General features: G+C 65.5%; 23 protein-coding genes. 9 read left to right on the plus strand and 14 right to left on the minus strand.

The genetic code is table 11. The features are described from left to right. Position 1 precedes the first annotated feature (1 nt). The 4 genes from ABIA90_RS36270 to ABIA90_RS36285 all read right to left on the minus strand — a co-directional run bounded on the left by ABIA90_RS36270 (position 2) and on the right by ABIA90_RS36285 (position 3,383). A complete protein-coding gene (locus ABIA90_RS36270; RefSeq protein ID WP_028152150.1) occupies positions 2-235 on the minus strand; it encodes a DUF6894 family protein in 234 nt (77 codons plus the stop codon). Positions 236-389: 154 nt separating this feature from the next. Further along, entirely contained in the window at positions 390-989 is a 600-nt protein-coding gene (locus ABIA90_RS36275) for a hypothetical protein (RefSeq protein WP_354120965.1), read from the minus strand. 112 nt (positions 990-1,101) lie between these two features. Further along, positions 1,102-2,088 (minus strand): acrylyl-CoA reductase (NADPH), encoded by a 987-nt coding sequence (gene acuI / locus ABIA90_RS36280; RefSeq protein ID WP_071916123.1) that lies wholly within the window; start codon positions 2,086-2,088, stop codon positions 1,102-1,104. A gap of 41 nt (positions 2,089-2,129) precedes the next feature. After that, on the minus strand, positions 2,130-3,383 hold the full coding sequence (locus ABIA90_RS36285) for an MFS transporter (RefSeq protein WP_354120966.1): 1,254 nt from the start codon (positions 3,381-3,383) through the stop codon (positions 2,130-2,132). Positions 3,384-3,720: 337 nt separating this feature from the next. On the opposite strand from ABIA90_RS36285, the gene nadA reads away from it, so the two are divergent. Genes nadA through nadC form a run of 3 tightly spaced genes read left to right on the plus strand, consistent with a single transcriptional unit; the run spans position 3,721 to position 7,334 of the window. Next, complete coding sequence (gene nadA, locus ABIA90_RS36290) at positions 3,721-4,827, plus strand: quinolinate synthase NadA (protein ID WP_354120967.1); 1,107 nt, start codon at positions 3,721-3,723, stop codon at positions 4,825-4,827. A gap of 9 nt (positions 4,828-4,836) precedes the next feature. Continuing rightward, positions 4,837-6,444: an L-aspartate oxidase gene (locus ABIA90_RS36295; protein WP_354120968.1), complete on the plus strand. Its 1,608-nt coding sequence runs from the start codon at positions 4,837-4,839 to the stop codon at positions 6,442-6,444. Positions 6,445-6,455: 11 nt separating this feature from the next. Then, the gene (gene nadC, locus ABIA90_RS36300) at positions 6,456-7,334 is read left to right on the plus strand and encodes a carboxylating nicotinate-nucleotide diphosphorylase (protein WP_354120969.1); all 879 of its coding nucleotides are present in this window, start codon (positions 6,456-6,458) and stop codon (positions 7,332-7,334) included. 161 nt (positions 7,335-7,495) lie between these two features. Here nadC and ABIA90_RS36305 read toward each other — a convergent pair whose 3' ends face one another. From ABIA90_RS36305 to ABIA90_RS36315, 3 genes are all read right to left on the minus strand, one after another. Continuing rightward, entirely contained in the window at positions 7,496-8,950 is a 1,455-nt protein-coding gene (locus tag ABIA90_RS36305; RefSeq protein ID WP_354120970.1) for a cell wall hydrolase, read from the minus strand. 513 nt (positions 8,951-9,463) lie between these two features. After that, a complete protein-coding gene (gene ppdK, locus ABIA90_RS36310; RefSeq protein WP_354120971.1) occupies positions 9,464-12,403 on the minus strand; it encodes a pyruvate, phosphate dikinase in 2,940 nt (979 codons plus the stop codon). A 96-nt stretch (positions 12,404-12,499) separates the two neighbouring features. Beyond that, complete coding sequence (locus tag ABIA90_RS36315; RefSeq protein WP_014497329.1) at positions 12,500-12,655, minus strand: DUF3096 domain-containing protein; 156 nt, start codon at positions 12,653-12,655, stop codon at positions 12,500-12,502. A gap of 223 nt (positions 12,656-12,878) precedes the next feature. On the opposite strand from ABIA90_RS36315, the gene ABIA90_RS36320 reads away from it, so the two are divergent. Then, positions 12,879-13,232, plus strand: a complete 354-nt coding sequence (locus tag ABIA90_RS36320; protein WP_038944551.1) for a DUF1236 domain-containing protein — start codon at positions 12,879-12,881, stop codon at positions 13,230-13,232. A 311-nt stretch (positions 13,233-13,543) separates the two neighbouring features. Here the strand turns inward: ABIA90_RS36320 and glyS are convergent, their stop codons facing one another. From glyS to ABIA90_RS36350, 6 genes are all read right to left on the minus strand, one after another. Beyond that, on the minus strand, positions 13,544-15,643 hold the full coding sequence (glyS, locus tag ABIA90_RS36325; protein ID WP_354120972.1) for a glycine--tRNA ligase subunit beta: 2,100 nt from the start codon (positions 15,641-15,643) through the stop codon (positions 13,544-13,546). After that, a complete protein-coding gene (locus tag ABIA90_RS36330) occupies positions 15,643-16,590 on the minus strand; it encodes a glycine--tRNA ligase subunit alpha (RefSeq protein ID WP_354120973.1) in 948 nt (315 codons plus the stop codon). Before ABIA90_RS36330 ends, glyS begins: the two co-directional genes overlap by 1 nt. A 239-nt stretch (positions 16,591-16,829) precedes the next feature. Next, positions 16,830-17,021 carry a hypothetical protein gene (locus ABIA90_RS36335; protein WP_071916131.1) on the minus strand — a complete coding sequence of 64 codons (192 nt, stop codon included), beginning with the start codon at positions 17,019-17,021 and terminating at the stop codon, positions 16,830-16,832. A 104-nt stretch (positions 17,022-17,125) separates the two neighbouring features. Further along, complete coding sequence (locus tag ABIA90_RS36340; protein ID WP_166350279.1) at positions 17,126-18,034, minus strand: S49 family peptidase; 909 nt, start codon at positions 18,032-18,034, stop codon at positions 17,126-17,128. 151 nt (positions 18,035-18,185) lie between these two features. After that, on the minus strand, positions 18,186-19,016 hold the full coding sequence (locus ABIA90_RS36345) for a tRNA1(Val) (adenine(37)-N6)-methyltransferase (protein WP_354121136.1): 831 nt from the start codon (positions 19,014-19,016) through the stop codon (positions 18,186-18,188). Continuing rightward, positions 19,009-19,236 (minus strand): putative signal transducing protein, encoded by a 228-nt coding sequence (locus ABIA90_RS36350; RefSeq protein WP_014497336.1) that lies wholly within the window; start codon positions 19,234-19,236, stop codon positions 19,009-19,011. The genes ABIA90_RS36345 and ABIA90_RS36350 overlap by 8 nt, the downstream gene beginning before the upstream one ends. Positions 19,237-19,369: 133 nt before the next feature. Between ABIA90_RS36350 and ABIA90_RS36355 the strand changes: the two genes are divergently transcribed. From ABIA90_RS36355 to ABIA90_RS36375, 5 genes are all read left to right on the plus strand, one after another. Then, positions 19,370-20,377 (plus strand): polyprenyl synthetase family protein, encoded by a 1,008-nt coding sequence (locus tag ABIA90_RS36355; RefSeq protein WP_354120974.1) that lies wholly within the window; start codon positions 19,370-19,372, stop codon positions 20,375-20,377. Positions 20,378-20,856: 479 nt separating this feature from the next. Continuing rightward, entirely contained in the window at positions 20,857-21,372 is a 516-nt protein-coding gene (locus ABIA90_RS36360) for a winged helix-turn-helix transcriptional regulator (protein ID WP_354120975.1), read from the plus strand. A gap of 1 nt (position 21,373) precedes the next feature. After that, positions 21,374-22,636 carry a beta-ketoacyl-ACP synthase II gene (gene fabF / locus ABIA90_RS36365; protein ID WP_354120976.1) on the plus strand — a complete coding sequence of 421 codons (1,263 nt, stop codon included), beginning with the start codon at positions 21,374-21,376 and terminating at the stop codon, positions 22,634-22,636. 44 nt (positions 22,637-22,680) lie between these two features. Then, positions 22,681-23,313: a LysE family translocator gene (locus tag ABIA90_RS36370; protein WP_354120977.1), complete on the plus strand. Its 633-nt coding sequence runs from the start codon at positions 22,681-22,683 to the stop codon at positions 23,311-23,313. A gap of 72 nt (positions 23,314-23,385) precedes the next feature. Continuing rightward, positions 23,386-23,802, plus strand: coding sequence for a RidA family protein (locus ABIA90_RS36375; protein WP_354120978.1), 417 nt, complete (start codon positions 23,386-23,388; stop codon positions 23,800-23,802). A gap of 38 nt (positions 23,803-23,840) precedes the next feature. Here the strand turns inward: ABIA90_RS36375 and ABIA90_RS36380 are convergent, their stop codons facing one another. Continuing rightward, a complete protein-coding gene (locus tag ABIA90_RS36380) occupies positions 23,841-24,104 on the minus strand; it encodes a hypothetical protein (protein ID WP_354120979.1) in 264 nt (87 codons plus the stop codon). Positions 24,105-24,305: the final 201 nt, after the last annotated feature.

Here is a 24,305-nt window from a genome sequence, read left to right on the forward strand (position 1 = left end):
ATCAGCACACGGTCTCACCGACCAGGCTGACGCGGAAGACCGGCTTCTTGTTCTCGTCGAGCAGCTCCATGCTCCACTTCGCGTTCGGCTTCAGGTTGCGCGCGATGCTGCCGAGCAGGTTGGCGCAGACCTCGCTCATCTCGGCCCAAGCAGCGGCGCGATCCTCGAACTCGTACGGCTGGTCGGCGGCGCCGGAATAACGACCGGTGCTGATGCGAAAGAAATACAGCGACATCGTAGTACCCTTGCACCCCCCGGCCCTGGGCAAACTGGGACGCGAGTCGCTACCAAGGCATGAAAGCCGCCGTCCGTATGACTACGGCGCGGCGGCTTGGTGACCGACGAATATTTTCAACGACAAAATGCGCGGGCGGTCCCGCGCAGCCAGCTCACTGGGTCGAGCGGCGCAATTCCAGCGGAGCGTCGTTCCTGGCGGGCTCCGATTTGGCTTCGGACTTCACCGGCTCGAGCCGGCTGCTCTCGACACGCGGCGTCTCGACGCGCGCGGCGACTTCAGTGTTGGACGCAGCGACCGAACCGGTGCGCTCCGAAGAGCGCAGCGAACGCGGACGCGCCACGGCGCGGGCCATCAGCATCTGATTGCCGCCCTGGTGGTGGAAGTCGCAATAGGCGAAGCCCATGCCCGACACCGAGCCGCGGAAGCTGCGATCGTCGGTCTTATCCAGGTTGAAGCAGGGCTCGAACGGAATGCCCTTGATCGAGGCGCAGACGTTCTGCCCGCGGATCTGGAGCGTGTTGCCGGGCAGGCGGAGATGCTTCACCGGGCCTGCGCCCGAGAACTGCACCGCGCCGGCGGCGCCGAGATCGTCCAGGATGCGGCCTGCGCCGCGGGTGCCGTCGAAACAGGTGAAGGCGAACACCTTACCGGCAACGAAGCGGCGCGCCTCGTCGGCGTTCATGCTTCCTGCAATGGCCGGCGCAAACGTCGCTGCCGCCGTGACAGCCCCCAACACAATACGCGCAAGCATGCTCAACTCCGAACCAACCCCAGCGCGGGCGATGCCTTATCTCTTTACCCGCTGCTTACCATACTAACCAAGGCAACATTGAAGCAGCTTGGTTGGTAAAGTCTGAACGCCGTTAGACAATTTTTACCACGATGCGGCCGCGGACCTGGCCGGCGAGTATTTTCGCGCCCCATTCCGAAACTTCTTCGAGCGGAATTTCATGAGTAATTTCAGATAGTTTTGTCCGATCCAGATCCGAGGCCAGACGCTGCCAGGCGGCTTTCCGCGGCTCGATCGGGCACATCACGGAATCGATGCCGAGAAGGCACACCCCGCGCAAAATGAAGGGTGCGACAGAAGACGGCAGGTCCATGCCGGCCGCCAGACCGCACGCCGCGATCGCGCCGCCATACTTGGTCATCGACAGGAGATTCGCGAGCGTGGTCGAGCCGACGCTGTCGACGCCGCCCGCCCAGCGCTCCTTGGCGAGGGGCTTGGCCGCCGCCGACAATTCATTGCGGTCGATGATCTCGGCCGCACCGATCTCTTTCAAATAGTCGGCTTCCGAGGCGCGGCCGGTCGAGGCGATGACGTGATAACCGAGCTTCGAGAGCACGGCGGTGGCGACCGAGCCGACGCCGCCGGCCGCGCCCGTCACCACCACAGGGCCGCTCTTCGGCGACAGGCCGTGCTTCTCCAGCGCCAGCACCGACAGCATCGCGGTGAAGCCGGCGGTGCCGATCGCCATGGCGTCACGCGCCGACAGGCCCTGCGGCAAGGCGACCAGCCAGTCGCCCTTGACCCGCGCCTTCTCGGCATAGGCGCCGAGATGGGTCTCGCCCATGCCCCAGCCGGTGCAGACGACCTTGTCGCCCGCCTTCCATTGCGGATGGGAGGAGGTTTCAACCGTGCCGGCGAAATCGATGCCGGCGATCATCGGGAAGCGGCGCACCACCGGCGCCTTGCCGGTGAGCGCGAGGCCATCCTTGTAGTTCAGCGTCGACCATTCCACGCGGACCGTGACATCACCGTCCATCAGTTCGGCGTCGTCGAACTGCGTGAGTGCGGCGGTGGTGCCCTTGTCCGCCTTGTCGATCCGGATCGCCTTGAATGTGGCCACGACTGAACTCCCTGGACTTGTTTCAGGGGATGTTTAGCCGATCAGGCAGGCTGCGCAACCGCTCGCTGAACCGGTTTCTCGACGATCGGAAGATTGATCAGCGCGGACAGCACGCCGAACAGGATCGAGAGCCACCAGATCGGCGTATAGGAACCGAACTTTTCGAACACGATGCCGCCGAGCCAGACGCCGAGGAAGCCGCCGACCTGATGGCTGACGAAGGCGAAGCCGTAGAGCGTGGCGAGCCAGCGCGTGCCGAACATCAGCGCCACCAGCGCCGAGGTCGGCGGCACCGTCGACAGCCAGGTCAGACCGGAGACCGCACCGAATGCGATCGCCGAGAACGGCGTGATCGGGAACGAGATGAAGGCGAGCGTCGCAAGCGCGCGCGTGAAATAGATCGCGGAGAGGATGTAGCGCTTCGGCAGCGAGTTCTGGAGATAGCCGACGCTCAGCGATCCCATGATGTTGAACAGGCCGATCGCCGCGATCACCCAGCCGCCGGTTTGCGTCGAGATGCCGCGATCGACCAGGAACGCCGGCAGATGCACGGTGATGAAGGCGAGTTGGAAGCCGCAGGTGAAGAAGCCGAGCACCAGCAGCACATAGGAACGATGGCCGAAGGCTTCGGCGAGCGCTTTCGTGAAGGTCTGCTCATCCGCTGGCGTCGCATTGGCCGTGGTTGCGACCGGCGGCGTCGAGAGTGCCAGCGACAGCGGGATGATCAGCAGCATCAGGAAGCCGAACACGGTGAGCGCCTGCTGCCAGCCGAAATTGTCGATCAGCGCGACGCCGATCGGGGCGAACAGGAACTGCCCGAACGAACCCGCCGCGGTGCCGGCGCCGAGTGCAAGCCCGCGCTTCTCGGCCGGCAACAGCTTGGTGAAGGCCGACAGCACCAGATTGAAAGAGCAGCCGGCGAGACCGAAGCCGACCATGACACCTGCGCCGATGTTCAGCGACAGCGGCGTCGAGGAATAGCGCATCAAAAGAAGGCCGCCGGCATAGAGCAGCGCGCCGACGCACATCACCCGGAACAGGCCGAAGCGATCGGCGACCGCGCCGGCAATCGGCTGGCCCAATCCCCACAGCAAATTCTGAAAGGCGATGGCGAGGCCAAACACGTCGCGGCCCCAGGCGAACTCATGGCTCATCGGCTGCACGAAGAAGCCGAGCGCCGAGCGCGGGCCGAAGCCAAGCATGCCGATGGCACAGCCGCAGAGAATGATGATCGCCGGGGTGCGCCAGGAGGAGGAACGCGAGACCGGACCGAGCTCGCCCGCTTGAGTGGACATGGGTTCCTCATCAGTCGCTGGCGGATCCGGAATAGGCAACCGCGAGTCACGCGTTTAATGCAGATGCATGAAGATCCCAAGTGAAAAATGATTGCGTTCCACGAAGGGCCGCCGCCGGAGCATTGCGTTTCATCGCGGCGCTCCCCGACCCGTCGGGCGCGATTTGACGGGAATGTGTGCGGCTGGGGCTAGCGGCCTGCTCGGGCACGTGTTATCTTTGATTTACTCAGATTGAGTATATGTGAGCTCTAGCGAAACCCACCGGCCCTCTCGGCCGGATTTCTCAGACCCTATATATACTCACATGGAGCATAATTAGCATTCACGGGAGGCTTCGATGCCCATCACTGGAATTTACGGCCCCGACGACTTTGCCAACCGGCCGAAGGGCCAAGTCCCCGCTCCTCCGCGCGCCATAGCAGCGCGAACCGGCCCCGCGCTGCCGAAGCCCTCACTGGAATGGACTGCGGACGTCGAGCGGGCCACTGCACCGCTCTATGAGCGCGTGAAGCACGTGATCCCCCCGATCGAGTGGCCGCTGATGGCGCCGACGATCAAGGCGATCAACGAGCTGAAGCAGGCCCGCGGCGCGGTCATCCTCGCGCACAACTATCAGGCGCCGGAGATCTTTCATTGCGTCGCCGACATCGGCGGCGACTCGCTGCAGCTCGCGGTCGAAGCGACCAAGGTGAAGGCCGACATCATCGTGCAATGCGGCGTGCACTTCATGGCGGAGACATCAAAGCTGCTCAACCCGGACAAGATGGTATTGATCCCGGACGCGCGCGCTGGCTGCTCGCTCGCGGACAGCATCACGGGCGCGGACGTTCGCCTGCTCCGCGAAAAATTTCCCGGCGTGCCTGTCGTCGCCTATGTCAACACCTCCGCAGAGGTGAAGGCCGAGGTCGACATCTGCTGCACCTCGTCGAACGCGGTGCAAGTGGTCGAGAGCCTGAACGCACCGACCGTGATCTTCCTGCCCGATCGCTATCTCGCGACGTATGTGGCCTCGAAGACCGACGTGAAGATCATCGCCTGGAAGGGTGCCTGCGAGGTGCACGAGCGCTTTACCGGCGAGGAGCTGCGCGCCTATCGCGAGGCCGACCCGTCGGTGCAGATCATCGCGCATCCCGAATGTCCGCCTGATGTGCTGGCGGAAGCCGACTTCACCGGCTCGACCGCGCACATGATCAACTGGGTGCGCGAGCGGCGGCCGCGGCGGCTCGTCATGATCACGGAATGCTCGATGGCCGACAATGTCCGCGCCGAGCTGCCTGATGTGGAGATGCTCCGCCCCTGCAATCTCTGCCCGCACATGAAGCGCATCACGCTCGCCAACATTCTGGACAGCCTGCTCACGCTTGGCGAGCAGGTCACGATCGATCCCGCGCTCGCGGAACGCGCGCGGCGCTCGGTCGAGCGGATGATCAATCTGAAGAATTGAGAGTGAAGCATGCAAGACAACATCCACAATCTCACCCGCAGCACCGATGACATCGTCATCGTCGGCGGTGGCCTCGCCGGACTCTTTTGTGCACTGAAGCTCGCGCCGCGGCCGGTAACGCTGATCTCGGCCGCCCCGCTCGGACAGGGCGCGTCGTCCGCATGGGCGCAAGGCGGCATCGCAGCGGCCGTGGCTGAAGGCGATAGCCCGGAGGCGCACGCCGCTGACACCATCGCCGTCGGCGGCGGTCTTGTCGACGAGGCGGTCGCACTCGGGATCGCGCGCGAGGCCGCGCCACGAATCCATGACCTGCTCGCCTATGGCGTGCCGTTCGACCGCGACCTCGAAGGCCAGCTCGCGGTCGGCCGCGAGGCCGCGCATTCGGCGCGGCGCATCGTGCATGTGCGCGGCGACGGGGCCGGAGCCGCGATCATTGCGGCGCTGAGCGAGGCCGTGCGCCGCACGCCGTCGATCCGACTGATGGAAGGTCTCGTCGCCGAAGCGCTGTTGACCGAGGACGGCGCGATCACCGGCCTTCAATTGCGCGAGGCCGGCAATCCCGCTGCAAGTCCGCTCCTGCTTGCCTCTCGCGCGGTGGTGCTGGCGACCGGTGGCCTCGGCCATCTCTATGCCGTCACCACCAACCCGCTAGAAGCCAGCGGCTCCGGCCTTGCGGTCGCCGCACGCGCCGGCGCCGTGATCGCCGACCCTGAATTCGTGCAGTTCCACCCTACCGCCATCATGGTCGGCCGCGATCCGGCGCCGCTGGCAACGGAGGCGCTGCGCGGCGAAGGGGCGACGCTGATCAACGGCGATGGCGAACGTTTCATGACGACGCTCCATCCGCTCGCAGAGCTCGCGCCGCGCGACATCGTGGCGCGCGGCGTGTTCGCCGAGATCGCGGCCGGGCGCGGTGCCTTCCTCGATGCCCGGCAGGCGCTCGGCACGCGCTTCGCCGATAAATTTCCGACCGTCCATGCAAGCTGCATCGCGGCCGGCATCGATCCCGCCACGCAGGCCATCCCGATCGCGCCGGCGGCGCACTACCATATGGGCGGCATCGCGGTGGACGAGCGCGGCCGCAGCTCGATCGACGGGGTCTGGGCCGGCGGCGAAGTGTCCTCCACCGGCGCGCATGGCGCCAACCGGCTGGCGTCGAATTCGCTGCTGGAGGCCGTGGTCTACGCCGCCCGCATCGCCGACGACATCGCCGGCTGCGCGATCCCCTCACCTGCCCGCCTTCCCGATGCGTTGGTGACGTCGCGCGGCGGCACGCCGGACGCTGCCGACGTGAAGCGGTTGCGAACGATGATGAGCGCGCATGTCGGCGTGATCCGCAACAGTGACGGGCTTGCGGAGGCCGTGCGCAGCTTCGCCGCAGTCGAACGCGGCCCCGCAAGCATCGCGCTCCGCAACATGGCGGCGTCAGCCCTGCTCGTCGCTGCGTCAGCCTGGAGGCGGCGCGAGAGCCGCGGCGCGCATTTCCGCTCCGACCATCCGGCGGATGTCCCGACGCTGGCAAAGAGAACGATGACGACGCTCACGGAGGCACGTGAGATCGCCGAGAGCCTGAGCGAGCGTCCGCTGCCACGCACCGCCCGACCGATGATCGCCTGATGGAGTCCCCCATGATCACCCCGACGTCACTGCTTTATCCCGACGCCTTCCTGTCGCCGCTTGCGATCGACGAGGCAGTGCATCGCGCGCTCGACGAGGATCTCGGCCGCGCCGGCGACATCACCTCGCTTGCAACGATCCCGGAGGCGACCAAGGCGCAGGCCATCCTGGTCGCGCGCCAGTCCGGCGTGATCGCCGGCTTGCCGCTGGCGCTGGCGACGCTGCAAAAGCTCTCGCCCGACATCGACGTGCGCGCGCATGTCCGCGACGCCGCACGGGTTGCCCGCGGCCAGCACGTGCTGACGATCACGGGCCCGGCGCGCGCCATCCTCACGGCCGAGCGGACCGCGCTGAATTTCATCGGCCGGCTGTCGGGTGTCGCGACGCTCACTGCCGACTACGTCGCGCGGACCGAAGGCACGACAATGCGCATCTGCTGCACGCGCAAGACCACGCCGGGGCTCCGGGCGCTGGAGAAATACGCCGTGCGCTGCGGCGGCGGCTTCAACCACCGCTTCGGGCTCGACGATGCGATCCTGATCAAGGACAACCACATCGCGGTCGCCGGCGGCATCCGCCCGGTTCTGGAGCGCGCCCGCGCGCATGCCGGTCATCTCGTCAAGATCGAGATCGAGGTCGATACGCTCGCGCAACTCCGCGAGGTGCTCGGCACCGGGCTCGCCGATGCCGTGCTGCTCGACAACATGGACCTTGCGACGCTGCGCGAGGCTGTCAGGCTCAACGAGGGGCGCCTCAAGCTGGAGGCATCCGGCGGCGTCACGCTGGACTCGATCGCGGCAATCGCGGCGACCGGCGTCGACTACGCCTCATCCGGCGCGTTGACGCATTCGGCGCCGAATTTCGACTGCGCGCTGGATATCGAGGCGTGAGCGGCGAGCCACCTCGGCCTCGTGGTTTGAGACGCGCCGCAAGCGGCGCTCCTCACCATGAGGGTCCAAGATTTCGCCGCGGAGCAAGACCTCATCCTGAGGAGCCCGCCCACGGCGGGCGTCTCGAAGGATGGGCCGCAAGCACCGAGAATTAAGGCAGTCTACCTTCGCTCGCTCACACCCATCTCGGCGGAGCTCTTGGCTTCCTGGGCGAGCTCGGCGGACAGCGCGGCGGTCTGGGCCGGCGTGCCCCAGCTCGGTTCTTCGCTGCCGTCGCCCCAGGCGCGCGGGCGATAGAAGGTGTGGACGCCGGTCTTGTACATCTTCTTCATCTCGGCGACCCAGGACGGACGCACCCAATAGGCGTGGTAGTGCGTGGACTTGCCCACCTCGGGCAGCCAGATCTGGCCGTCGAGCATCGCCTCCGAGATCTTTTTCGCGCGCTCCCACATCTCGGGCTCGCGGATGACGTCGGCATTGTTGTCGCAGGCGAAGGTGAACTGACACGCCAAATGGCGGTGCTTGTTCTGATAGACCGCGCCGCACACGGTGTCCGGATATTTGCCGGAGAAGACGCGGTTCATCACGACTTGCGCAACAGCCATCTGGCCACGCACGGCCTCGCCGCGCGATTCGAAATAGACGGCTTCGGCGAGACACTTCTCGGCCTTTGCGCGCGACTTGCCGTCGAGCGCGAGCCGCTCCGCCGGCGATCTGGCGCGCTGGTTGTCGGCATTGACCTCGCCCTTCGGCGCGACGCTCTCGCCGCTTTCGATGTCCCTGGCGATCTCGGCCGACGGCGGCGACAGCGCGGCCGTCACCTTCATGTCAGGGTCGGGCATCACGATCAGCGGCTCGGCGCCGGGCTGCCAGCTCTCGATGCTCTCGAGATTGCCGCCGAGCGAGGAGCTGCCGAAAAACAGGTTCGAGGTCTTGACGCGGAAGGGATCGCGCGGCGCTGCATCCGGAAGGGTCGCCTGCTTCAGCGCCTCGAGCGGCTGGACCGCGAACGCGTGCGCTGCGTCACTGGCTTGTGGCGGATTGGCATATTGCGGCAGCGGCGGCGCACGCAGCGCTTCCTGAAGCTCGGGATCGAGCGCCGCCGCGGACTCCGGCGACATGATTTGCGGCAACGCGGCGGTCTTGGCGCCGAACACCGAGCTGTTTGATGTCGCTGGATCTTGCTGTGCCGGCGCGGCCGATGGTGCGGTCGTCTCGGGAGCCTGCGTGGGCGTGACGCTCGCGAGACGATCGCCCTTCATGGAGCGATCGACCTTGGGAAAATCGGCAGCCTGGTAGCGCGGCGGCGCCTGAAGCGCAGGATTGCGGCCGATCGCGCCGGTGACGTCGCGACCATCGAGGCTCGCCAGGCGAACCATCGCGCTTTGCGGAAGCGAAGTGCCGATCGGACGGGAAAAGCTGTAGGTGGCGAGCTGGATCGAGGACGCGGCGGAAAACACCTGCTTCTGCCAGCGTTCGGCGACGCCGGGCTGGCGCGCCAGCAAAGACGCGATATCCTGATAGCCGGTCTCTCTCGGCATCAATGCGAAGATGCAGAGACCGATTCCGAAGGACGCGAACCGCGCGCCCTTCGGATGGTTACGCAACACTGACATCGACACGCTCACGCTACGCTTACGCCAGAAAAATCGAACCGCAGTACGTCCGTACAATTCGATCTTTATCGTCAATATCCAATTTAGGTTGCCGGGGCGTTAATCGGCGTTGCGCGTGCGGCACACTCAAGCGATTGCAGGTGTTTTCACGGGCAATGATGCACGTTGGTAAACGCCGCCTCTCGTAAAGCGGTAAACATTCGGTCAACGCGAATGGTGAAGGAACTCTTGCGCAGGCGTGCCATTACGGGACGTGCGACGAGTTCTCATCGTTAGCGTTTTCGCAAAGCCCCTCCACACCACAGCTGTCATGCCCAGCGAAAGCGGGGCATCCAGTACGCCGTGGCTTCTCGATTCAATCACCGTTGTCTCGGAATACTGGATCGCCCGGTCAAGCCGGGCGATGACAGTGAGTGTGGGGCGCTCGCAATGAAGTGTGGGTGGAGTGTCGCCTCAAATGAAAGAGGCGGGGCCTAGCCCCGCCTCTTCGCTTTCAGCACTTCAACGCCGCGCTTACGCCTGGCTCGCGATCGCCTTGCCGAGCGCCGCCTGCGCCGCCGCGAGGCGGGCGATCGGCACGCGGTAGGGCGAGCAGGAGACGTAGTCGAGGCCGATGTCGTGGCAGAAGGCGACGGAGGCGGGATCGCCGCCGTGCTCGCCGCAGATGCCGACCTTGAGCTTCGGGCGCGTCTTGCGGCCGCGCGCGACGCCGATCTTGACGAGCTCGCCGACGCCTTCCTGGTCGAGCGCGACGAAGGGATCGACCGGGAGGATGCCCTTGGACACGTAGGTTCCGAGGAAGCTCGCCGCGTCGTCGCGGCTGATGCCGTAGGTGGTCTGCGTGAGGTCGTTGGTGCCGAACGAGAAGAACTCCGCGCTCTCGGCGATCTCGGCCGCGAGCAGGCAGGCGCGCGGCAGCTCGATCATGGTGCCGACCTGGTAGGCGATCTTGGTGTTGGTGTCGCGCATCACGGCTTTCGCGGTGGCATCGATGCGCGCCTTGACGAGGTCGAGTTCCGCCTTGGTTGCGATCAGCGGCACCATCACCTCGAGGCCGACGGCCTTGCCGGTGCGCTTCTCGGCCTCGACTGCGGCTTCGAAGATCGCACGCGCCTGCATCTCGGCGATCTCCGGATAGGCGATCGCGATGCGGCAGCCGCGGAAACCGAGCATCGGATTGAACTCCGAGAGCTCGCGCGCACGGTCGGCCAGGCGCCGCGGGTCAGTGTTCATGGCGCGCGCCACTTCCTCGACCTCGGCATGGGTGTGCGGCAGGAATTCATGGAGGGGAGGATCCAGAAGTCGGATCGTGACGGGCAGGCCCTTCATGATCTCGAACAGCTCGACGAAGTCGGCGCGCTGCATCGGCAACAGCTTGGCCAGCGCAGCGCGGCGCGACTGCTCGTCCTCGGAGAGAATCATCTCGCGCACCGTGCGGATGCGCGTCTCCTCGAAGAACATGTGCTCGGTGCGGCAGAGGCCGATGCCTTCCGCGCCGAACTTGATCGCGGTGCGCGCGTCCTCCGGCGTGTCACCGTTGACGCGCACGCCGATCTTGCGGACCTGGTCGGCCCATTTCATCAGCGTGCCGAACTCGCCGGACAGCTCCGGCTCGATCATCGGCATGCGGCCGGCGAGCACCTGGCCGAGCGAGCCGTCGATGGTGATGACGTCGCCGGTCTTGAAGGTGCGGGAGCCGATGCTCATGGTGCCGCGGCCGTAATCGACGCGGATGGTGCCGCAGCCGGAGACGCAGGGCTTGCCCATGCCGCGCGCGACCACCGCCGCGTGCGAGGTCATGCCGCCGCGGGTGGTCAGGATGCCTTCGGCGGCGTGCATGCCGTGGATGTCTTCCGGGCTGGTCTCGATGCGGACCAGGATCACCTTGCGCCCGTCGGCCTGGAGCTTGGCCGCCTCGTCCGAGGAGAACACGATCTCGCCGGAGGCCGCGCCGGGCGAGGCCGGCAGGCCGGTCGCGATCACGTCGCGCTTGGCGTCGGGATCGATGGTCGGATGCAGCAGCTGGTCGAGCGAGGCGGGATCGATCCGCGTCACCGCTTCCTTCTTCGAGATCAGCCCTTCATTGGCAAGCTCGACCGCGATGCGCAGCGCCGCCTTGGCGGTGCGCTTGCCGCCGCGGGTCTGGAGCATCCACAGCTTGCCCTGCTCGACCGTGAACTCCATGTCCTGCATGTCGCGGTAGTGCTTCTCGAGCAGCGTGTAGATCCGCGTCAGCTCCTTGAAGGCTTCCGGCATCGCCGCTTCCATCGACGCCTTGTCGGAACCGGATTCCTTGCGCGCTTCCTCGGTGATGTCCTGCGGCGTGCGGATGCCCGCCACCACGTCCTCGCCCTGCGCGTTGATCAGGAACTCGCCGTAGAGCTTGCTCTCGCCGGTCGAGGGGTTGCGGGTGAAGGCGACGCCGGTCGCCGACGTCTCGCCCATGTTGCCGAACACCATGGCCTGCACGTTGACCGCGGTGCCCCAGGATTCCGGAATGTCGTGCAGCCTGCGATAGGTCACCGCACGCGCGTTCATCCAGGATGAGAACACCGCGCCGATCGCGCCCCAGAGCTGGTCGTGCGGGTCCTGCGGGAAATCCTTGCCGGTCTCGCGCGCGACCGCGTCCTTGTACTTGCCGACCAGTCCGACCCAGTCCTCGGCGCTGAGGTCCGTGTCGAGCGTATAGCCCTGGCTGTCCTTGAAGGTGTCGAGGATTTCCTCGAAGTGATGATGCTCGAAGCCGAGCACCACATCCGAATACATCGTGATGAAGCGGCGATAGCTGTCATAGGCGAAGCGACGGTCGCCCGACAGTTCCGACAGCGCTTCCACGGTCTCGTCGTTGAGGCCGAGATTGAGCACGGTGTCCATCATGCCCGGCATCGAGGCACGCGCGCCGGAGCGCACGGAGACGAGCAGCGGGTTTTTGACGTCACCGAACACCTTGCCGGTCAACTTGCCGACATGGTCGAGCGCCTTCTCAACCTGCGACTGCAATTCCTTCGGATAGGATTTGTCGTGTGCGTAGAAGTAGGTGCAGACCGAGGTCGGGAGGGTGAAGCCGGGAGGCACGGGAAGGCCGAGATTGGCCATCTCGGCGAGGTTGGCGCCCTTGCCGCCAAGCAGGTCGCGCATCTCCGTCCGGCCCTCGGCCTTGCCGTCGCCGAACGTGAACACCCATTTGCCGGCCTTGCCCGCGGCTGGCGCCGCCTTGGCGGGCGCGGCCTTTTTGGGGGCAGGCTTCACGGCAACCTTCGGCGCAGCCGACTTGGTCGCAGCCTTCGCCGCGGGCTTCGCAGCCGGCTTTACAGCCGCCTTGGCAACCGGCTTCGGGGCGCTTTTGGCGAGCGCCTTGCGAGCCGCCGGCGCGGCTTTCGCCGCGGCGGAGGACTTTGATTTCGCTGGCGTTTTCGCTGGAGTTTTATTGGGCTTCGAGGCGGCTTTGGCCATAGCTTGCACACAACCTGCGAGAGGAAAGGGAAATCGCGCGCCTTACACCACTTTGGGCAGGCCCGCGCAAGTCGAAGAGTTCCGGAAAATGAAGGCCTAGAGATGGAGCCACTTCAACAATCCGAGCCCGATCGCACCATTTATGATGAGAAAGATCGCGACGATCAGGTTGAGAAGGCGCGGCATGATCAGGATGAGCACGCCCGCAAGCAGCGACAGAAGCGGCGAGATGTGGGCGACGGTGATGTGCATGAATTGTCTTTCCGTGACGTGAGGCGAATCGCGGCTGGATCATACCGGACCGGGTTCCGCGGGTAGAGACGCACAAGGCGCGAACAGGTTCCCGGCTTCGCGAAAACTGCCCGAAATTGCCGCTGATGCGGCAGGGCTTTTCCCGGAACATTGCGAAGGGGACATGCATTGGCAACCGGTCGCGCCAGTGGCGCCGGCTGAAATCAGTTCGAAGGAGTTGCCCATGCGGAACAGGATTCTCGCCCTCGCTGCGCTTGGCGCCGCGCTCGGCTCGCCGATCGCAGCGTCTGCGCAATCCGGTCTCACTGTTGGCCGCGCGCCTGTTGTCGTCGACAGCGGCCCGACGATTGCGGTCGAACAGAGGCCGGCATTCCGCGAATATGTCGTCGAGCAACGTGTGCCGGCCTTCCGTGTCCCGGATCGCGTGGTGGTCGGCGCCACCTTACCTGAAAGCGGCGTCACTTATTATGACGTGCCGCAACGTTTCGGCGCCACCACCTACCGCTACACCGTCGTAAACGGCGCAACCGTGCTGGTCGAGCCGCGCTCGCGGCGCGTCGTCGAGGTGATGGATTAGATTCTCGTCTGAACGCGTTTTCTTCACGCGAACCGGTATCCACTTCGCTCGAAAACGCTTCCGATCAACTCGATGTCCGGCGTGTCACTTCAATCAGGCTGGCGCGCATCGCGTAGTACGGACATCAGGCCCCGCCCGGTTCTCCCCCCGCCGGGCGGGGCTTTTTTGGGCGTCGTCTGTGCACGCTCTCGTGTCCCGGGGCAAGCGCAGCGCGACCCGGGACCCAGAAGCTACGAGCACGAGGCTAACATGGGCCCCGGCTCTGCAGCGCACCGCTGAAGAAGCGCTGCGTCCGGGGGCACGAGACCAACTCAATCCTGGATCTTCGAGAAATCCGCGACCGCACGCGTGGCGCTGCGGATCTCGTTGAGCAGCTTCAGCCTGTTCTCACGCACCTTCGGATCGTCGTCGTTGACGCGAACCTTCTCGAAGAACGCATCGACCGGCGGACGCAGCTTTGCCATCGCGCTCATCGCGGCGGCAAAGTCTTCCCTGGCGACGGCGGCGCCCGCTTCCGCCTGCACCTCGCCGATCGCCTTCGCCAGCGCCTTCTCCTCAGCGAGGCCATAGAGCGCAGCATCGGGCGCACCGTCGAACGCGCGCTTGTCCTTCTTCTCCTCGATACCGAGGATATTGCTCGCACGTTTGATGCCGGCGAGCAGGTTCTTGCCGTCGTCGCTCTCGAGGAACTTGCCGAGCGCCTCGACGCGACGGACGATCATAAGAAGATCGTCCTGGCCACCGAGGGCGAACACGGCATCGACGAGATCGTGACGCGCACCCTGCTCACGGAGCTGGACCTTGAGGCGATCAGCGAAGAAGGCGAGGAGATCGCTTGGAAGCTTCTCCGCATCGGCCGACTTCACCGACAAGCCGGCGAGTGCGGATGCCGCCACCTTCATGAGCGACAGACGCAGGCTGTTCTCAGCGATCAACCTGATCACACCGAGCGCCGCACGGCGCAGCGCATACGGGTCCTTGCTGCCGGTCGGCTTCTCGTCGATCGCCCAGAAGCCGACCAGCGTGTCGATCTTGTCTGCAAGCGCGACCGCAACGCTGACCGGATCGGTCGGCACGCGATCGGTCGGGCCCTGCGGCTTGTAGTGCTCCTCGCACGCGGCGGCGACAGAGGCATCCTCGCCCTGGGCCAGCGCGTAGTACTTGCCCATCAGGCCCTGTACTTCCGGGAATTCGCCAACGACTTCCGTCAGCAAGTCCGCCTTGGCGAGATGCGCGGCGCGCGTTGCCTTGGCGACATCGGCGCCGACGAGCGGCGCGATCTCGGCGGCGAGACGTTCGATGCGCTTGATCCGCGCGGCCTGAGTTCCAAGCTTCTCATGGAACACGATCTGCTCGAACTTCGGCAGCCGGTCCTCAAGCCTGGTCTTGAGGTCCGTCTCGTAGAAGAACTTCGCATCCGACAGGCGCGGGCGGATCACGCGTTCGTTGCCGGCGACGATGGTCTTGCCACCGTCGGGCGCCTCGATATTGGCGGTGAGGACAAACTTGTTGGTCAGCTTGCCCGTCTTGGCATCCCTGACGACAAAGCACTTCTGGTTGTTGCGGATGGTGGCGCGAATCACCTCTTCCGGGATCGCGAGATATTCCGGCTCGAACGAGCCCATCATGACGACGGGCCATTCGACGAGGCCCGAAACCTCGTCGAGCAGCACCTGATCCTCGACCAGCTCGAACCCTTGCGCGAACGTCAGCTCCTTGGCGTCAGCGAAGATGATGTCCTTGCGCGCCTGCGGATCGAGGATGACTTTGGCGGCCTTCAGCTTCGCTTCGTAGTCCTCGAAGCGGCGTACGTTGATCGCCGCCGGCGCCATGAAGCGATGACCGTAGGTGGTCTGGCCTGTCTCGATGCCGTCGATCGAGAATTTGACGACATCGGGATCTTCCGTTTCGGGCCCGAACGTCGCGGTGATCGCGTGCAGCGGACGCACCCAGCTCAGCGATCCCGGTTTTCCGGAGCGCGCGCCCCAGCGCATCGATTTCGGCCAGGGGAAGGTGCGGATGATGACCGGCAGAATCTCGGCGAGCACGTCGATCGCGTCGCGGCCGGGCTTTTCGATCAGCGCGATGTAGAAGTCGCCCTTCGGGTCGCGCTGGATCTTGGCTTCGTCGAGCGAATTCAAACCCGTCGCTTTCAGAAAACCCTGCACGGCCGCATCGGGCGCGCCCATTTTCGGACCGCGGCGTTCGGTCTTCAGGTCGGGCTGGCGCGCGGGGATGCCGTGCACGGTGAGCGCAAGGCGGCGCGGTGTCGCGAACGCTTTCGCGCCCTCATAGACCAGGCCCTCGGCGACCAGCTTGTCGGTGACCATGCGGCGCAGATCGTCGGCCGCCTTGGCCTGCATGCGCGCGGGGATTTCTTCCGAGAACAGTTCAAGCAAAAGATCGGGCATCAGGCCGCTCCGCCCGCTTCAGTATGGATCCACGCTTCGCCGCAGGCCTTGGCCAGCTCGCGCACGCGAAGAATGTAGCTCTGCCGCTCGGTCACGGAGATCACGCCGCGCGCATCGAGCAGGTTGAAGACGTGGCTCGCCTTGACGCACTGGTCATAGGCCGGCAGCGCCATCAGGTGCGCCTCGCGCTTGCCGGACTCTGAATTATTTTGCCAGCCGGCGTCGAGGTACTTCCGGCACGCGGCTTCCGCCATCTTGAACTGCTCAAACAGCATCGCGGTGTCGGCGACTTCGAAATTGTGCTTCGAATATTCACGCTCGGCCTGCAGGAACACGTCGCCATAGGTCACCTTGGCGTCGCCCTCGCGGCCGTTGAAGTTGAGGTCGTAGACGCGGTCGACGCCCTGCACATACATCGCGAGGCGCTCGAGCCCGTAGGTGAGCTCGCCGGCAACAGGCGCGCATTCAAAACCCGCGACCTGCTGGAAATAGGTGAACTGGCTGACTTCCATGCCGTCGCACCAGCATTCCCACCCCAGGCCCCAGGCGCCCAGCGTCGGGCTCTCCCAATCGTCCTCGACGAAGCGGATGTCGTGCACGGCGGAATCGATGCCGATCGCGGCGAGCGACTTCAGGTACAGCTCCTGAAGATTCGGCGGCGACGGCTTCATGATCACCTGGAACTGGTAGTAGTGCTGCATCCGGTTCGGATTCTCACCGTAGCGGCCGTCCTTGGGCCGACGCGAGGGCTGCACATAGGCGGCGTTCCAGGGCTTTGGCCCAAGCGCGCGCAGCGTGGTCGCCGGATGGAAGGTGCCTGCGCCCATCTCCATGTCGTAGGGCTGCAGGATCACGCAGCCCTGCTCGGCCCAGAACCGCTGGAGCGCGAGGATGAAGCCCTGGAACGAGCGTTCCGGGCGCATATGGGCGGGCAATGAGGCGTCCATCGTCAGATCAGGCTCTCGCGGGGGGTTTTGAATCGCGCGGGACCGTATCGACGGCGGGGATGGGAATCAAGGCAAAGGGGGCCCGGAAAGCGGCCCTGTGCTCCGTCATGGCCGGGCATAGCCGTCTGAAAGACGGCGTCGCTTCCGCTCGCCTATGTCCCGGCCATCCACGACCTTGGTCGCGGTACGAAGAACGTGGATGCCCGGGACAAGCCTGGGCATGACGCGAGTGGCGCTACCTAGCCGGGCCGATACGCTCCGGTCACTGGGTCACGTTTCAGCTTCTGAATATCCCCGGCATGGGCGGCTTCAGCGACGCGCGACAGGCGCATCTCCTCCAGCTCATGGTTGATCCGGACAGCGGTCTTGTAGGCCCAGCGGACCACGGCAAGCCCGCCCAGGACGCCCGCGAAAGCGACAAACGGCGGCATCGGTCGATCCTTGTCTAGTGCTCAGCCCCCACAGACATTCTTGCGCAGACCGGGCCGCGCCGCAATTGGCTCGGCCCGGACCAAATGGCGCGGCAGGGCGTCGCCTAGAACCCGAATTTCGCCCAAATCGCCCGCGTCTCGACCGCCGAGATCAGCTCGTCCGGCAGGCCGGCCATTGATTCCATGGCCGAAAGCTGGCCCGCACCGGGCGATTTCCGCCCCAAAAGGCCCGAGAGCAGACCGGTCGGCTGCGCAATCACGGGGGTGAGAACCTTCTCGCCGTAGCGGGCACGAAGAGTTGAGCGGAGATCGCCGATGCCGTCAGCGAGCCCCAGCGCGATCGAACTCTCGCCGGCCCAGTATTCGCCGGTGAACAGCGTGTCGTCGGCGCCCTTCAGCCGCGCGCCGCGGCTCTCCTTCACCAGCGCGATGAAGATCTGGTGGATCTCGCGCTGGAGCGCCTTCAGCCTCGCCACGTCGTCGGGGTTTTCCGGGAGGAACGGATCGAGCATCGCCTTGTGCGCGCCGGCCGTGTAGAGCCGCCGCTCGATGCCGAGCCGCTTGATCGCCTCCTGGAAACCAAAACTGCCGCCGACCACGCCGATCGAGCCGAGGATGGAGGACGGATCGCAGATGATCTCGTCGCCGGCGCAGGCGATCATGTAGCCGCCGGACGCCGCGACGTCCTCGACGAACACCAGCACGGGCAGCTTCTTCTCCGCCGCGAGCTGCTTGATGCGCAGATAGATCTGGCGCGACTGCACCGGCGAGCCGCCGGGCGAATTGATCACCAGCGCCACCGCCTTGGCGTTCCGGTACGAAAACGCCCGCTCCAGCACCCGCGCGACGCCCGCAAGCGTCATGCCCGGGCGCAGCGGCGTCACCGCACCGATCACACCGGACAGGCGCACCACCGGCACCACTGCCGTGCCGGGACGGAAGCGCGCCGGCAGATATTGCATGAGCTTGTCGGCCAGGCCGGAACCCTCACGATCGTTCAATTGTTCGGCCATGCCGTTACCTCTGCTTAACCATTTCTTATCACGCGACTGTCATTGGAAGTGCCCGGAACGTGTTTTGCAGATTCCCCGTTGGGAAGCTGCAATGAGGCAGCGGAGAACACCATGAAAATCTATCTGCTGTTGCTGCTGGTCGGTGCGCTGTTCATGGCGATCCGTCTGACGACCCCGCAAGAGCAGCAGTCGGAATCGCTTCCGCAGTAAGTCGTCGCGGCTCCGCCAGCGGCAAGAGCGCCCTTCCCTCCAGAATCTCCGTCACCTGATTTTTAGGCACGCCTGACTCGTCGTTGAGCATGAGGCCCGGCAGCAGTCGCGTCGGCGCTCGGCCGCCTTTGACCGCGCGCACCAGCACGCGGATCGCGGGTCGTCCCGCCTCGCCATGAACCGCCAGGATCGACAGGCTGCCGAAGCCACGTGACAGCGCTGCCAAAACCTCCGCGATTCCATCGGCGCGCCAGATCAAGGTCAGCGCGCCATCCGATCGGAGGATGCGCCGTGCCGCATGCACCCATGCATTCAGCGTCTCCTCGCTCGCAACATGCGCGGTCCGGCGCGCCTGATCGGGCGAACCGCGATGGCGTGCGGGATCGTTGAAGGGCGGGTTCATCAGCACCAGGTCGGCGCTGTCGGGCACGAGGCCATTTGCCGCAAACGCCTGCGCGTCCGCCGTGACGTCGAGCACAATCGTCTCGGCAGCAATCGCATTCGCCACCGCATTGGCGCGCGCAAGCTCGGCCAGTTCCGGATCGATCTCGACCAGGCTGAGGCTGATGCCAGCCACGCGCCGGGCGAGCGCCAGCCCAGCCGCGCCGATGCCGGCGCCGAGATCGACGACACGGTCGCCCGCCCGCGCTTCCGTCGCCGCCGCGAGCAGGATGGCGTCGTGGCCGGCGCGGTGGCCAGAGCGCTTTTGCTTCAGCCGCAACTGCCCGCCGAGAAAGGCGTCCTCGGTAATTTCTGCCGCGGCCTCAATCATCGCCGCGCAGTTCATGGCTGAGGCCCGCCTCGGTGAGGAGTTCCCTGGCCTCCTGGGCGTCGTCCTCATGGACCAGGATCCGCCGCGGCAGGATACCCAGCGAGCCCTCGATAATGCTCATGTTCTGGTCCAGCACCAGATGATGGATGTTGGCGCCGTCGAGCAGCGCGCCGATCGCCGACACCAGCACCATGTCGTTGGTCCGAACCAGTTCACGCAAAACGCAGGTCTCCTGCCTGAAAGGGGCTAAAGCGGCAAATGTCAATGGTTCCGCGGCACTTGCCGCATCCGCTGCCAGTTTCTATTGTATTTGCATCAGAATAGCCCCTCCGGGGCAAATATTGGAGACCGGCGTGGCCGTCATCGTACCTTTCGAAACTCCCGGCGCGTCGATCGAACAGCTGGTTGCCCTTGTCGCCGGTGACATGGAGCGCGTCAACGCCACGATCCTGTCGCGGACGGGCTCCGAGGTCACCATGATCCCGGAGGTCGCCAACCACCTCATCTCCTCCGGCGGCAAGCGCCTGCGCCCGATGCTGACGCTCGCCATGGCCAACCTCGCCGGCTACACCGGCGACGGCCACATCAAGCTCGCTGCCTCCGTCGAATTCATGCATACCGCAACGCTCCTTCACGACGACGTGGTCGACGAGAGCGAGATGCGCCGCGGCAAGCTGTCGGCGCGCATGCTCTGGGGCAACGAGGCGAGCGTGCTGGTCGGCGACTTCCTGCTCGGCCAGGCGTTCCGCATGATGGTCGAGGTCGGCTCGCTCCGCGCGCTCGACATCCTCTCCGCGGCCGCCGCCACCATCGCCGAGGGCGAGGTGATGCAGCTTGCCGCCGCCAAGAACACCGCCACCACCGAGGACGAATATCTCGCCGTGATCCGTGGCAAGACCGCGGAGCTGTTCGCGGCCGCCTGCGAGGTCGGCCCCGTCATCGCCAACCGCCCGAAGGCGGAGCAGACCGCCTGCCGCTCGGTCGGCATGAATCTCGGCATCGCCTTCCAGCTCGTCGACGATGTGCTCGACTATGGCGGCAAGAGCGCCAAGCTCGGCAAGAACACCGGCGACGATTTCCGCGAGGGCAAGATCACGCTGCCGGTCGTGCTCGCCTTCCGCCGCGGCAATGACACTGAGCGCGCCTTCTGGATCCGCGCGCTGGAGCGCGGTGAGATCGGCGACACCGACCTCGACCATGCCATCGGCCTGATGAACAAGCACCGCGCGCTGGAAGATACGCTCAGCCGCGCCCAGCACTACGGTGCGATGGCCGTCGACGCGCTGGCGCTGTTCCCGTCCTCGCCGATGAAGAGCGCGCTGGAGCAGGTGGTCGCGTTCTGTCTGGCCCGGTCGCACTGAGCGAGACGGCTTAGCGCTCCGCTTCCGCACCACTATTAGCCCCGTCATCCTGAGGCGCTCGCGTAGCGAGCCTCGAAGGATGAACGGCCCGGATGCAGCCGGGCCGCCGCCCTTCGAGGCCTCCGCTACGCTCCGGCGCCTCAGGGTGACGGTGACGGATATGCGCACGCTGCATCAACATCGTCATTGCGAGCGCAGCGAAGCAATCCAGTCCGTCACCGCGGCGAGACTCTGAATTGCTTCGCTACGCTCGCAATGACGGAGAGCCAGGCAACGGCGCATTCCCTCTCTTGTCCCGGACGCGCTGCAGCGTGAAAACGCTGCTGCGCTGCGTCCGGGGCACGAGAGCATTTGCGCAGGTCCCTGCCGTACATCCCACCACGAACCCGACCACGGCGTTCTCGCCAAACACTCGTCCACACCCGCTGCTGCTCAGCCAGTAACTTGCATTTTGCAAGCCACTGACCTACGCTCCAGCCATGCAGCCGAAATCCCCCTCCATCCTGGAATGCCCGGTCGGCCGCGCCGTAGAGACGGTCGGCGAATGGTGGAGCATCCTGATCTTGCGGGATGCCTTCCAGGGCGCGACAAAATTCGACGAATTCTCGCAAAGCCTCGGCATCGCGCCGAACATCCTCTCGCGGCGCCTTGCCCATCTCACCGAGAGCGGCATGTTCGTCCGCCGCCGCTATCATGAACGGCCGCCGCGGTACGAATACGTGCTGACGCAGAAGGCGCGGGATTTCTTCCCTGTGATCGTGGCGCTGCTGGCCTTCGGCAACAGGCATCTCGCGCCCAGGGGCGAATCCATCGTGCTGGCGAATCGGAGCGACGCTCGCCCGTTCGATCCGATCGTGGTCGATGCCGCCGACATGCGTCCGATCACCCTCGCAAATGCGGTCGTCGTCCCAGGTCCCCGCGCCAGTCGCGGGATGCGCAAGCGGCTCGGCTCGCTCAAAGCCATGAACCCGGCCGTTGCGCCGGCTGGAGACTGACATGCGTCGTATCGTCGTGACGGGAATGGGGGCGGTGTCGCCGCTCGGCTGCAGTGTTGAACTGTCCTGGCGCCGGCTGCTCGCCGGCCAGAGCGGGCTGCGCCCTCTGCCGGAATGGTCGCAGGCGCTGCCCGCGCGTATTGCCGGTCGCGTGCCCGACAAGGCCGACGATGCCGAAGGCGGCTTCGACCCCGCGCAAGCCGCCGCGCCAAAAGACCAGCGCAAGATGGACCGCTTCATCCTGTTCGCGCTGCTCGCGACCGCAGAGGCGGTCGCGCAGGCCAAATGGGTGCCGCAGGACGCGAGCGCACAGGAACGCACCGCGACGATCATCGCTTCCGGCGTCGGCGGCTTCCCGGCAATGGCGGAGGCGGTGCGCATCACCGAGCAGCGCGGCGCGCGCCGGCTCTCGCCCTTCACCATCCCCTCGTTTCTCGCCAATCTCGCCGCCGGCCACGTCTCGATCAAATACGGCTACAAGGGTGCGCTGGGCACACCGGTCACCGCCTGTGCCGCCGGCGTCCAGGCGATCGGCGATGCCGCGCGCATGATCCGCGCAGGCGAAGCCGATGTCGCGATCTGCGGCGGCGCGGAAGCCTGCATCGATATCGTCAGCATTGGCGGCTTTGCCGCGGCCCGCGCGCTGTCGAGCGGATTCAACAACGAGCCCGCGCGCGCCTCGCGCCCGTTCGATCGCGACCGCGACGGCTTTGTCATGGGCGAAGGCGCGGGCATCCTGGTGATCGAGGAGCTGGAGCACGCGCTGGCGCGCGGCGCCTCCCCGATTGCGGAAATCGTGGGCTACGGCACGACGGCGGACGCCTATCACATGACGTCGGGCCCGCCCGACGGCAACGGCGCCCGCCGTGCGATGGAGATCGCGCTCCGCCAGGCGAAGCTCGCGCCCGCGGATTTGCAGCATCTGAACGCGCATGCGACGTCGACGCCGGCCGGCGACGAAAGCGAGCTCGGCGCGATCGCCGCGCTGTTCGGCCGCAACCGCGGCATCGCGGTGAGCGCGACCAAATCGGCCACCGGCCATCTGCTCGGCGCCGCCGGCGGCCTCGAGGCGATCTTCACCGTCCTCGCCTTGCGCGACCAGGTCGCGCCGCCGACGCGCAATTTCGAAAACGCAGATCCCGGCGCTGATGGCATCGACATCGTCGCAGGCAGCGCGCGGCCGATGCCGATGCTCAACGCCATCTCCAACGGATTTGGCTTCGGCGGGGTGAATGCCAGCGTGATCTTCCGCCGGATGGGCTGAACAAGAGGCCTTGCAATCGCGGCACGCTTCGTTACCAAACCGGGATGATCGAAACGAATTTCTGGCTGTTCCTGGCCGCAGCGTGTCTCATTGCCGCCGTTCCCGGCCCCGGCATCTTCTACGTCGCGGCACGGACCTTGTCGGAGGGGCGCGCCAGCGGCTTTGCGTCAACTGCGGGCACGGCGCTGGGCGGGCTGGTTCATGTCGTCGCGGGCAGCCTCGGCATCTCCGCGATCATCCTTGCCAGTGCGGAGCTGTTTGCCGTCGTGAAATTCATCGGCGCGCTCTATCTGGTCTGGCTCGGCATCAAGACCTTCCGCAGCGCCGGCCGCGCGCTCTCGCTGGAGAGCGAGCCCGTCGGCGACAGGCGCGCGTTCCGCGACGGCGTGCTGGTCGAGGCGCTGAACCCGAAGACCGCTGCATTCTTCCTCGCCTTCATTCCGCAGTTCCTCGATCCCGCGGGGACGAGCCCCACGCTGCAATTCATCGTGCTCGGCGCGATCTCGGTGATCCTGAACACGCTCGCCGATGTCGTTGTGGTGCTGATGGCAACTGCAACGCGCACGCAGCTGATTGGCAGGCCGCATCTGATGCGGCGTCTCACACAGGGCTCGGGCGTCTTCATCGCCGGCCTTGGCCTCTCGCTCGCGCTGGCGCGGCGGCCGGTGCAGGGCTAGCGAAGGTTGGCAGATGCGCTTGCTCCATCTTCCATTGTACATTGGAAGGCGATCCATGGAGCGAGGTCGACGATGACATCACGGGTAGAAACGCTAACTCCACCGAACACGCCAAAACCGATCGGACCCTATAATCACGTTGCCAGGGTCAGCGAACACATCTGGATCGGCGGGACCGCGGGCTTCGATCCGGAGACGGGACAGCTGGCCGGCTCCGATGTCGCCTCCCAGACGCGGCAAATCTTCAGATCGTTCGAGGCGATGCTGGCTGCGGTGGACTCCGACCTCAACCACGTCACCCACATCAACGTATTTCTCAAGCACATGTCGGATTTCGACGCGATGAACGCAGCCTATGTCGAGATGATGGGGGAGCACCGGCCCGCTCGTACCGTGTTTGCCGTGCAGGAGCTTCCGAAACCTGGCGTCATGCTGACCATGAATCTGACGGCTGTGACGAGACAGGCAGCCTCGCCGGCGACGCGATAGCCGAAGAAAGAAAGGGGCCGAAGCCCCTTTCTCAGATTTCACCAGTGGTGCCAATGATGCCAGCGGTGCCAGCGAGCCCAATGATGCCAGCGCCAGCCGTCACCCCAATGATGGTGCCAGCCGTAACCACCCCAGTAGTGCGGATCGTCGTAGCCTCCATGGTAGTGGCGTTGCCAGCAATGGCCCCATTCATTGCAGACATAGCCGGTAGGTACCTCGATCGGTGCTGCTGACGCAGCCCCGCTCGACAGCGTGACCCCGCCAAGCGCGGCAAGGCCGACAAACGCAGATACAAGTTTCATGATGTTCACCTCCTAACATCCGTTGGAGGCGACGAGTGCGTCCTGCGTTCGGCGCCTTACGCAGGTTTAATACCGATGAACGATTTCGATGAGGCCGATCCGCTCGCGATGACGGCGTGCGCGCAACATTGTCGCCATCGGCCCGAAAGACTTTCCGACCCGTAATGACCAAGATGTAACGCGTGGAATTCGAACGACCCA

The organism is Bradyrhizobium sp. LA6.8 (assembly GCF_040547935.1).
In the GTDB taxonomy this organism is placed as follows: Bacteria; Pseudomonadota; Alphaproteobacteria; order Rhizobiales; family Xanthobacteraceae; genus Bradyrhizobium; species Bradyrhizobium barranii.

Excerpts from the sequence above, each read along its gene's own strand:
- ABIA90_RS36270 (WP_028152150.1), bottom strand. The coding sequence starts at position 235 with ATGTCGCTGTATTTCTTTCGCATCAGCACCGGTCGTTATTCCGGCGCC.
- ABIA90_RS36275 (WP_354120965.1), bottom strand. The coding sequence starts at position 989 with ATGCTTGCGCGTATTGTGTTGGGGGCTGTCACGGCGGCAGCGACGTTT.
- ABIA90_RS36285 (WP_354120966.1), bottom strand. The coding sequence starts at position 3,383 with ATGTCCACTCAAGCGGGCGAGCTCGGTCCGGTCTCGCGTTCCTCCTCC.
- nadA (WP_354120967.1), top strand. The coding sequence starts at position 3,721 with ATGCCCATCACTGGAATTTACGGCCCCGACGACTTTGCCAACCGGCCG.
- ABIA90_RS36295 (WP_354120968.1), top strand. The coding sequence starts at position 4,837 with ATGCAAGACAACATCCACAATCTCACCCGCAGCACCGATGACATCGTC.
- nadC (WP_354120969.1), top strand. The coding sequence starts at position 6,456 with ATGATCACCCCGACGTCACTGCTTTATCCCGACGCCTTCCTGTCGCCG.
- ABIA90_RS36305 (WP_354120970.1), bottom strand. The coding sequence starts at position 8,950 with ATGTCAGTGTTGCGTAACCATCCGAAGGGCGCGCGGTTCGCGTCCTTC.
- ppdK (WP_354120971.1), bottom strand. The coding sequence starts at position 12,403 with ATGGCCAAAGCCGCCTCGAAGCCCAATAAAACTCCAGCGAAAACGCCA.
- ABIA90_RS36315 (WP_014497329.1), bottom strand. The coding sequence starts at position 12,655 with ATGCACATCACCGTCGCCCACATCTCGCCGCTTCTGTCGCTGCTTGCG.
- ABIA90_RS36320 (WP_038944551.1), top strand. The coding sequence starts at position 12,879 with ATGCGGAACAGGATTCTCGCCCTCGCTGCGCTTGGCGCCGCGCTCGGC.
- glyS (WP_354120972.1), bottom strand. The coding sequence starts at position 15,643 with ATGCCCGATCTTTTGCTTGAACTGTTCTCGGAAGAAATCCCCGCGCGC.
- ABIA90_RS36330 (WP_354120973.1), bottom strand. The coding sequence starts at position 16,590 with ATGGACGCCTCATTGCCCGCCCATATGCGCCCGGAACGCTCGTTCCAG.
- ABIA90_RS36335 (WP_071916131.1), bottom strand. The coding sequence starts at position 17,021 with ATGCCGCCGTTTGTCGCTTTCGCGGGCGTCCTGGGCGGGCTTGCCGTG.
- ABIA90_RS36340 (WP_166350279.1), bottom strand. The coding sequence starts at position 18,034 with ATGGCCGAACAATTGAACGATCGTGAGGGTTCCGGCCTGGCCGACAAG.
- ABIA90_RS36345 (WP_354121136.1), bottom strand. The coding sequence starts at position 19,016 with ATGATTGAGGCCGCGGCAGAAATTACCGAGGACGCCTTTCTCGGCGGG.
- ABIA90_RS36360 (WP_354120975.1), top strand. The coding sequence starts at position 20,857 with ATGCAGCCGAAATCCCCCTCCATCCTGGAATGCCCGGTCGGCCGCGCC.
- fabF (WP_354120976.1), top strand. The coding sequence starts at position 21,374 with ATGCGTCGTATCGTCGTGACGGGAATGGGGGCGGTGTCGCCGCTCGGC.
- ABIA90_RS36370 (WP_354120977.1), top strand. The coding sequence starts at position 22,681 with ATGATCGAAACGAATTTCTGGCTGTTCCTGGCCGCAGCGTGTCTCATT.
- ABIA90_RS36375 (WP_354120978.1), top strand. The coding sequence starts at position 23,386 with ATGACATCACGGGTAGAAACGCTAACTCCACCGAACACGCCAAAACCG.
- ABIA90_RS36380 (WP_354120979.1), bottom strand. The coding sequence starts at position 24,104 with ATGAAACTTGTATCTGCGTTTGTCGGCCTTGCCGCGCTTGGCGGGGTC.